6 protein-coding genes and 1 pseudogene are annotated in these 9,147 nt (G+C 37.9%); 1 reads left to right on the top strand and 6 read right to left on the bottom strand.

Going from position 1 to position 9,147, the window contains the following annotated elements; all coding sequences use genetic code 11:
* Both B4D49_RS02365 and pbp1b read right to left on the bottom strand, forming a co-directional pair.
* A pseudogene (locus B4D49_RS02365) lies at positions 1–1,939 on the bottom strand (DNA-directed RNA polymerase subunit beta); the annotation flags it as partial.
* A 344-nt stretch (positions 1,940–2,283) separates the two neighbouring features.
* Positions 2,284–4,605, bottom strand: a complete 2,322-nt coding sequence (pbp1b, locus tag B4D49_RS02360) for a penicillin-binding protein PBP1B (RefSeq protein WP_286783067.1) — start codon at positions 4,603–4,605, stop codon at positions 2,284–2,286.
* 158 nt (positions 4,606–4,763) lie between these two features.
* Here pbp1b and tyrS point away from each other — a divergent pair, with 158 nt between their 5' ends.
* Positions 4,764–6,020, top strand: a complete 1,257-nt coding sequence (tyrS, locus tag B4D49_RS02355; RefSeq protein ID WP_286783066.1) for a tyrosine--tRNA ligase — start codon at positions 4,764–4,766, stop codon at positions 6,018–6,020.
* 76 nt (positions 6,021–6,096) lie between these two features.
* Here the strand turns inward: tyrS and B4D49_RS02350 are convergent, their stop codons facing one another.
* From B4D49_RS02350 to ispE, 4 genes are all read right to left on the bottom strand, one after another.
* The gene (locus B4D49_RS02350) at positions 6,097–6,915 is read right to left on the bottom strand and encodes a metal ABC transporter permease (RefSeq protein WP_132869795.1); all 819 of its coding nucleotides are present in this window, start codon (positions 6,913–6,915) and stop codon (positions 6,097–6,099) included.
* On the bottom strand, positions 6,905–7,615 hold the full coding sequence (locus tag B4D49_RS02345) for a metal ABC transporter ATP-binding protein (RefSeq protein ID WP_132869794.1): 711 nt from the start codon (positions 7,613–7,615) through the stop codon (positions 6,905–6,907). Before B4D49_RS02345 ends, B4D49_RS02350 begins: the two co-directional genes overlap by 11 nt.
* The gene (locus B4D49_RS02340; protein WP_132869793.1) at positions 7,612–8,058 is read right to left on the bottom strand and encodes a zinc-dependent MarR family transcriptional regulator; all 447 of its coding nucleotides are present in this window, start codon (positions 8,056–8,058) and stop codon (positions 7,612–7,614) included. The genes B4D49_RS02345 and B4D49_RS02340 overlap by 4 nt, the downstream gene beginning before the upstream one ends.
* 79 nt (positions 8,059–8,137) lie before the next feature.
* Positions 8,138–8,986, bottom strand: a complete 849-nt coding sequence (ispE, locus tag B4D49_RS02335; RefSeq protein ID WP_132869792.1) for a 4-(cytidine 5'-diphospho)-2-C-methyl-D-erythritol kinase — start codon at positions 8,984–8,986, stop codon at positions 8,138–8,140.
* Between the last annotated feature and the right edge of the window lie 161 nt (positions 8,987–9,147).

Here is a 9,147-nt window from a genome sequence, read left to right as displayed (position 1 = left end):
TGTTGGCACCCATGAGGGCACGGTTAGAGTCATCGTTTTCAAGGAAAGGAATACATGCTGTCGCAACGGCAACTACTTGTTTAGGTGAAACGTCAACGAAGTCAACGATGTTTGATGGGAACTCTTGGTTATTACCTTGGTGACGACCCATAACGATGTCTTCAGCAAATGTTCCGTCTTCGTTAAGTTTTGAGTTAGCCTGTGCTACTGTGTATTCATCTTCTTCATCGGCAGTCAACCAAACGATTTCGTTTGTAACCACACCTGTAGCGCGGTCAACTTTACGATATGGTGTTTGGATGAAACCATATTTGTTAAGATGTCCGTATGTTGACAAGTTATTGATCAAACCGATGTTAGGTCCTTCAGGAGTTTCAATCGGACACATACGACCATAGTGAGTGTAGTGCACGTCACGAACTTCATAACCAGCACGGTCACGAGTCAAACCACCAGGTCCTAAGGCTGACAAACGACGTTTGTGAGACAACTCAGAAAGTGGGTTGTGTTGGTCCATGAACTGTGACAATTGAGAAGAACCGAAGAATTCTTTAACTGCAGCAGTTACAGGACGGATGTTGATGATTTGTTGTGGTGTCAACACTTCATTATCTTGAACTGACATACGTTCGCGAACGTTACGTTCCATACGTGCAAGACCAATACGGAATTGGTTAGCAAGCAATTCACCAACGGCACGAATACGACGGTTACCAAGGTGGTCGATATCATCAACTTTACCTAGACCTTCAGCAAGGTTAAGGAAGTATGACATTTCAGCCAAGATATCAGCAGGTGTAAGAGCACGCGCTTTATCATCTGGATTTGCGTTACCAACGATTGTAACAACACGGTCTGGGTCAATTGGTGACACAACTTTGAATTTTTGAAGAACAACAGGTTCAGTGACAACAGCGTAATCGTTTGGTGTGTAAACAAATTTGTTAAGATCACCATCCAATTGATCAGCAATTGAATCGATAACGTCACGTGTCATTACTGTACCAGCTTCAACAAGGATTTCACCAGTTTCAGCGTCAACCAAGTTTTCAGCAATTGTTTGGTTCAAGAGACGAGTCTTGATGTTAAGTTTTTTGTTGATTTTGTAACGACCAACAGCTGCCAAGTCATAACGACGTGGATCAAAGAAACGAGCTACAAGCAAGCTACGTGAGCTATCAGCTGTTTTTGGTTCACCTGGACGAAGGCGTTCATAAATTTCTTTAAGAGCTTCGTCAGTACGTGAGTCTGCTGGGTTTTTGTGAATATCTTTTTCGATAGTGTTACGAACAAGTTCGCTGTCCCCAAAGATATCCATGATTTCATCATCACCTGAGAAACCAAGAGCACGTACAAGTGTTGTAAATGGAATTTTACGTGTACGGTCAATACGTGTGTAAGCAATGTCTTTTGAATCTGTTTCTAATTCAAGCCAAGCTCCACGGTTAGGGATTACAGTTGAACCATAACCAACTTTACCGTTTTTATCAACTTTATCGTTGAAATAAACACCAGGAGAACGAACCAACTGAGAAACGATAATACGTTCACCACCATTGATGATGAATGTACCCATTTCAGTCATAATTGGGAAATCACCGAAGAAAACTTCTTGAGTTTTGATTTCTCCTGTTTCTTTGTTAATCAAACGGAAGGTTACAAAAATAGGTGCTGAGTAAGATGCATCGTGGATACGAGCTTCTTCAAGCGTATACTTAGGCTCTTTCAATTCGTAACCAACAAATTCAAGTTCCATAGTATCCGTAAAGTTTGTAATCGGAAGTACATCTTCAAAAACTTCTCTCAATCCGTTATCCAAGAAGTCTTTAAAAGAATCCGTTTGAATTTCAATCAAGTTAGGTAAATCAAGAACTTCCTTGATTCTTGAAAAGCTACGACGTGTACGGTGTTTCCCGTACTGAACTTCATGTCCTGCCAAGTTTTTTACTCCTTCATTAAAATACAGAGGTCTATAAACTCCATCATAACCACAATTCTCTTCATGCGATGAGAACAATCATTACATTTTCATTTTGACCTTTATAGTTAGGATGCTTATTAAACACCCTGCCAAGTGTGTCGTGGATGTGAATTTTTAGAATCTTTAAATATAGGTTACAAACCGCATTTTTTCTAAAATTAGGCACAAAAAGAGCAGCTAAATCTGACCATAAAAAGTGTGATTTAACTGCTGCAAACCTTAGTTGGACAATATTTCAACTAAAGCAGACGACAAATAGTTGTTAATATTATACCTTATTTTTTCAATTTTTGCAAGTATTTTTAATTGCTGCTATTGGTTTTAATCGAAGGATTATGAAGCAAGGCATCCCATGCTTTTGTATAGTCACTATCCGTTCCTCCAATAGCAAATTTATAGGTCATATTACCAGCACCATTCTTAGCCCAGTAGCTTGTTGTAGTCTCACCACTTACATTAAGCGAGCGACCGTTAACCGTTACTGTACCAGGCTGTAAACCTGTTGCTTTTAGAACTGTTGACTTAATAACATTTGAAGATAGATTGTATTTATTTGTTCCAAACGTATTAGAATTAGCATTATAAATACTATTCACCAAATCAGCCATATATTGAGCATTGTATTTGTATCCGGCCATCGGATTTAACGAAGTATTATCATCATTACCTGCCCAGCCACCAAGTGTCACTTTTGGTGTTGAGAGCATCAACCAAACATCAGTATAATTGTCGGTTGTCCCTGTTTTTCCTGACCAATCCGCTTGCGCTGCTTGACCATTCAAACCTTGTAAGTCTTTATAAAACTCAGTCGTTGCCCCGCCTTTGACAACATCTTTTAATAGTTGATTCAAAATGCTAGCTGTTGATTCTGAGAAGACACGTACTGGATTTGCCTTATGTTGGTAAATGACATTCCCTTTATTGTCAGTAATGCTATCAACCATATAACCTTTTTGATAAACGCCACCATTTGAAATCATTTGATAAGCATTTACTTGTTGGAGAACAGTTGTCTCAATCCCCCCACCTAAAGGCAAACTTTCAATCGCGTAATTATCAACGCTATAATTCATCTTCTTCATGTAAGACTCAACATCAACATTATGATTGAGCAACATTTGATAAGTCCAATAGGCTGGAATATTCCATGAAACATTAAGTGCTTCTTGAAGATTAATCATGCCTGTTCCGACATCATTACCGTGCATAATCGGTTGACCGCTTGAGAAATTCGTTGGGTAATTAGAAAGAATACTTGCGCTACCAAGGAGCCCTTGATCAATGGCAATACCGTAAGCGATAATCGGTTTGATACTTGAACCTGGTGAGCGCGCAGTATCAAAAGCGTGGTTATTTTGGTTGGTTGAATAATCCCTGCCACCAATAAATCCTAAAATCGCACCAGTAGAATTATCCATCAAGACATTCCCGACATCAACCTGTTGAGAACCTCCTTGATCAAGCGTGCCACCATACTGAGCCACTGCATTTTGCATGGCATTGTAGACATTCTTATCAATCGTTGTCTTAACCGTGTAACCACCTTGTTGCAAGGTTTCTGAGGCTAACTTACGGTAGGATTCTTTTGTCGTATCATTTTTTAATTCTTGTTCAGAAACACCATTTTTTTCGATTAAGTAGTTATACATAACCTCTTGTGCTTCTTCTAGGACAGAATAGTAAAGGAAATCATGAGAGTTTGTTGTTGCAGATGCTGGTTGAATAAAATCTTGGCTAATATCATAAGACTTATACTCGTTGTACTCATCTTTAGTTAAATAGCCCGAACGATACATGTTATAAAGTACATCTTGCTGACGCGAAATACCATAAGCCATATTCTCAGCATCTTTTAGCTGACCAGCTGCTGTATATGGAGAATAAACAATCGGACTTTGAGGCAAACCAGCTAAAAATGCTGCTTGCGGAATGGTTAAATCACTTGCAGACACCCCAAAAATACCTTGCGCCGCTTCTTCAATTCCGGCAATATTTTCTCCTTTATTGTTACGACCAAAAGGTGATACATTCAGGTAATCCGTCAGAATCTCATCTTTATTCAAATAACGTTCTAATGCCAAAGCATAGATAATTTCACGTGATTTACGCTTAAAGGTTGGATCATCACCTAAAACCTGTTGCTTAATTAACTGTTGAGTCAATGTTGACCCACCGCTAGTTTCGCCTAAACCAAGAACAGATCCCAAAGTCGCACGGAAAACGGCCTTAGGAACCACACCATCATGCCCTTCAAAATTTTCATCCTCAGTTGCCACAATGGCATGTTTAACATTTTCTGAGATAGCTTCACTAGCAACTGGAGTACGTAACAAATCCGTATCAATAGCAGCAATCGAACTACCATCAGAATAAGACATCTGTGACACACGCGTCAAAGAAGTTACCTGACTAACTAGGCTCTCCTTATCAGGAATCTTAACCGCATCTATCTGACTAGCAAGATAACCAAAAGCTAGACCGACTCCCAACATGCCAAACAATATGACAATAATATAAAAAAAGTCGGTTAATAACTTAACTGTCCTCAAAAAGACTGATCCAAAATCTAGTAAGCCAAGCTTCTGACGATCTGCTTTTTTCTTATTTTTATTTCTCTTACTCATTCTAATACCTCGATAATATTATACCAAACTTTGATAAAGCTTGCATAGAGGCACCGCTTTTTGATATAATAGCCTGTAAACTACATTATATCATTGGGGGAGATTTAGCTTAGCTAGAAATCACAATCACCCCAAAATTTTAAGTAAGGAGAAAGCTCGTGAACATATTCGAAGAACTCAAAGAACGTGGCTTAGTTTTTCAAACAACTGATGAAGAAGCCCTTGTCAAAGCATTAACAGAAGGGCAAGTATCCTATTATACTGGTTATGATCCTACAGCTGATAGCTTGCACCTTGGTCACTTGGTTGCTATTTTAACATCACGTCGCCTTCAATTGGCAGGACACAAACCATATGCTCTTGTTGGAGGAGCTACAGGACTTATTGGTGACCCATCATTTAAAGACGCTGAACGTAGTCTTCAAACTAAAGAAACTGTTGATGGTTGGGTAACTAAAATTCAAAATCAATTGTCACGTTTCCTTGATTTCGAAAATGGTGACAACAAAGCTGTCATGGTAAATAACTATGACTGGTTTGGTAATGTCAGCTTCATCGACTTCCTACGTGATGTCGGAAAATACTTTACTGTCAATGCTATGATGAGTAAAGAATCAGTTAAAAAACGTATTGAAACAGGTATCTCATATACTGAATTTGCCTACCAAATCATGCAAGGTTACGATTTCTACGAATTGAATGATAAATACAACGTTACTTTGCAAATTGGTGGTTCTGACCAATGGGGAAATATGACTGCTGGTACAGAACTTCTTCGTCGTAAAGCAGATAAGACTGGTCACGTTATGACAGTGCCACTTATCACTGATGCTACAGGTAAAAAATTCGGTAAATCTGAAGGAAATGCTGTTTGGCTTGATGCTGACAAAACATCTCCATACGAAATGTACCAATTCTGGCTCAACGTCATGGACGACGATGCTGTTCGCTTCTTGAAAATCTTCACATTCCTTTCACTAGATGAAATCGCTGAAATCGAAAAAGAATTTAACGCTGCACGTCACGAACGTTTGGCACAAAAAGTCCTAGCACGTGAAGTTGTCACACTTGTTCACGGTGAAGAAGCTTACAAAGAAGCTCTTAAAATCACTGAACAACTTTTCGCTGGAAACATCAAGAGCCTTTCAGCAAAAGAATTAAAACAAGGTCTAAACAACGTTCCTAACTACGCTGTTTCAGACGATGATAACCGCAACATCGTTGAAATGCTTGTTGTTGCTAAAATCTCACCATCAAAACGTCAAGCACGTGAAGACGTTCAAAATGGTGCTATCTACATCAACGGTGAACGTGTTCAAGATTTAGATTACACACTTTCTGATGACGATAAAATTGATAACGAACTTACTGTTATCCGTCGTGGTAAGAAAAAATACTTCGTGTTGACTTACTAATTTAAAATCATTAACAGATGCTTAAAGCATCTGTTTTTTTATGCCATCAAAAAAAGAGAGGAACTTCCTCTCTTTTTTAACTATTACGACGACTTACCACATTAAACAAATTCACCAAAAGGAAAATTGCTACAAAGATAACTGTAATCGTTGCACTTGCCGGTGTTTCCCAGTAATATGACGTGATAATCCCAGTTACCATACCAACAAAACCAACTAAAACACCAATAAAAATAACCGTTCTAAAGTTTTTTCCTAATCGCATCGCAATACTTGCTGGTAAAACCATAATTGTTGATACCAAAAGTGCTCCTGCTGCTGGAATGGTCAAAGCAATCGCAATACCAGTCACAATATTAAACAACAATGACATTAAGCGAACTGGCAAACCATCGACAAATGCAATCTCTTCATCAAATGTTAAAACATACATTGGTCTGATAAACAGCAAGGTCAAAATCAAAACAATAACCGCAATGACAAAGAGAGCAACAACTTGCCCCATATTAATGGTCACAATTGAACCAAACAAATACTGTTCCAAGTTCACACTCCCAGCGTTTTCTGACTTACTTGTCACGATTAAGGCTACTGCTAGCCCTAGTGACATAAGAATTGCCGTTGAAATTTCGATATAGTGTTTATAAACCGTCTGCAAATATTCTAATACAACCGCTGCTATCGTCACTACAATTACCGTAGACCAGGTTGTCGATTTGCCAAGCAAAATTCCTAAAGCTACACCAGCTAGAGAAACGTGACTAAGCGTATCGCTCATCAAACTTTGATGACGCAAAATCAGAAAAATCCCCAAAATTGGAGCAAAAATACTAATAGCAACTACCGCCATAATCGCACGTTGCATAAAATCATATGAAAAAATCTCAGTCAGCATTATTAGCTCCTTTCTTTGTTAAAGCGTGAAGATCGAAGCAATGCCAAGGTGTCTTTTGACTACGCACCAAGTGAATATTACGGTCAGCATAATGCTTTACCTCATCTGGATCATGCGTAATCATTAAAACAGATTTTCCATGTGTATGCGCACTATGATGCATTAATTCATAAAATCTCTCAGTTGTTCCAGCATCCATACCAGTTGTTGGTTCATCCAAAATAAAAATATCAGGGTCTGAAGCAAAAATACGTGCAATAACAATGCGTTGTTTCTGACCTCCAGATAAACTTCCGATACGTTTATTTCGATTTTCCCACATACCTACAGATTCTAGACTCACTTTGACATGTTCCTCATCATGCTTAGTCAAACGACGGAACCAACCATTTCTAGGGTATCTACCAGATCGTACAAATTCATGCACTGTTGAGGGGAAACCAGCGTTAAAGCTAGCAATCTGCTGTGGCAAATAAGCAATGCGTAATTTCTTACCATCCTTATTTGTTTTAGAAATTGTCACCTGACCACTTTTGGGTGTTAAAATACCAAGCGTAGCTTTTACCAAAGTTGATTTAGCTGCGCCATTTTCCCCAGTTAAAGTAACAAATTCACCACTATCTAAATGATAATTAATTCCTTCCAAGACAGGTTCACTATCATATTGGAAAGACAAATCTTCTACAGTAATATATCTCATTTACACCCTTCTAGCTCATCTGAAAAAGCAGTCAAAAATTTTGAAATAACAGTCTGTTCTTCTTCCGAAAAGTCATTAATCATTTTTTTATACACTGATAATGTCGCATTATGGTGATGACTATGCTCATCAGCGACAGGTTTAGCTAGCTCAGTTAACTCAAAATAAGTTACACGAGCGTCATCTTTATTTTTCACAGGAGCAAGCATTCCCTCTTTTACTAAGCATTTAATCGCTTTAGTAACTGCCGCCTGACTAATATTCAAACGTTTTGCCAAAGCAGAATTTGTCAATCGTTCTTGGGACAAAAGCATCAAGATATGCTCCTGTGTATTAGTCAATTCAACACCACTTTGACAAGCACCAAACAATAACTCGTGCTGATTTTCGGCTTTTAATAAAATCTCATTCACTAGACAATCAATTTGTTTTTCTAGCTGCATATCAACACTCCTCTCATATCATTAACCAGTTAATTATATCAAAAAGAAAAAAAAGAATCAATTACCTGATTCTCTTCTATCACAGTATCCGAACCTTATAAACTTCTTTACAAAAACCTCGCATACTATTAACCAAACGATCTGCTTTCTTCTCCGAACGACATAGCCCAAAAACCGTTGGCCCACTTCCTGTCATTAAAGCAATATCAGCCCCGCACTTTATCATTCGATCTTTAATTTTTTGTATAAACGGCTTACGCTTAATAGTAATATCTTCCAAAGAATTTCCCATGTGAGAAATAATCTGATCATAATCATTAGCTAAAACAGCTTTCTTCAAAGAATCAATATCAACACGAGAAATTGTCTCACAATCAATCTCAGGAAAAACTGTTCGAGTAGATACACCAAAATCAGGTTTAACCAAAACAACCCAAGCCGATAAAGAAGTATTTAAACACTCCACAATCTCTCCCTTGCCAGAAATACAAGCACAGCCAGCACTAAGACAATAAGGGACATCACTTCCAACCTGAAATCCAATCTCAATCATCTCAGACTTAGATAATCCCAATTGCCACAACTTATCCAAAGCTCTAATAGTTGCAGCTGCATCAGTGGAACCACCACCTAAGCCTGCACAAATAGGAATTGTTTTTTCCAATTCAATCTTCACACCCGATGATATTCCATATCTATCCTTTATAAGCTGTGCAGCCTTAAAAACATCATTCTTAGCATTTAAAGGCATCTTATGATTATTAGATTCAACAATAATATCTGAGCCTGAAATCTCTGATACCGTTACATAGTCATTCAAATCGACACTAACCATAACCATTGATAAATCATGATAACCATCAGGCCTTTTCCCTACGATATCCAATCCTAAATTAATCTTAGCGGGAGCCTTTTCAATAATAACCATTAAACATTCCTTTAAAAATATTACATCTATTATAACAAATAATTCGAAAAGAACCCACCATAATAAACTTTGTTCAGTAAAAAAGGAAAATATTTTCAGATCACTTACAAAATAGTTAACAAAAATTTAAAGCCACAAAAAAGCAACCCGAAGGTTGCTCA

Origin of the sequence: Streptococcus sp. UBA4344, from assembly GCF_002393675.1 — a bacterium.
Taxonomy (GTDB): domain Bacteria; phylum Bacillota; class Bacilli; order Lactobacillales; family Streptococcaceae; genus Streptococcus; species Streptococcus vicugnae.
Note: the sequence above shows the minus strand (reverse complement) of the source record. Positions and strands in the feature narration are given on the sequence as shown.

Excerpts from the sequence above, each read along its gene's own strand:
- pbp1b (WP_286783067.1), bottom strand. The coding sequence starts at position 4,605 with ATGAGTAAGAGAAATAAAAATAAGAAAAAAGCAGATCGTCAGAAGCTT.
- B4D49_RS02350 (WP_132869795.1), bottom strand. The coding sequence starts at position 6,915 with ATGCTGACTGAGATTTTTTCATATGATTTTATGCAACGTGCGATTATG.
- B4D49_RS02345 (WP_132869794.1), bottom strand. The coding sequence starts at position 7,615 with ATGAGATATATTACTGTAGAAGATTTGTCTTTCCAATATGATAGTGAA.
- B4D49_RS02340 (WP_132869793.1), bottom strand. The coding sequence starts at position 8,058 with ATGCAGCTAGAAAAACAAATTGATTGTCTAGTGAATGAGATTTTATTA.
- ispE (WP_132869792.1), bottom strand. The coding sequence starts at position 8,986 with ATGGTTATTATTGAAAAGGCTCCCGCTAAGATTAATTTAGGATTGGAT.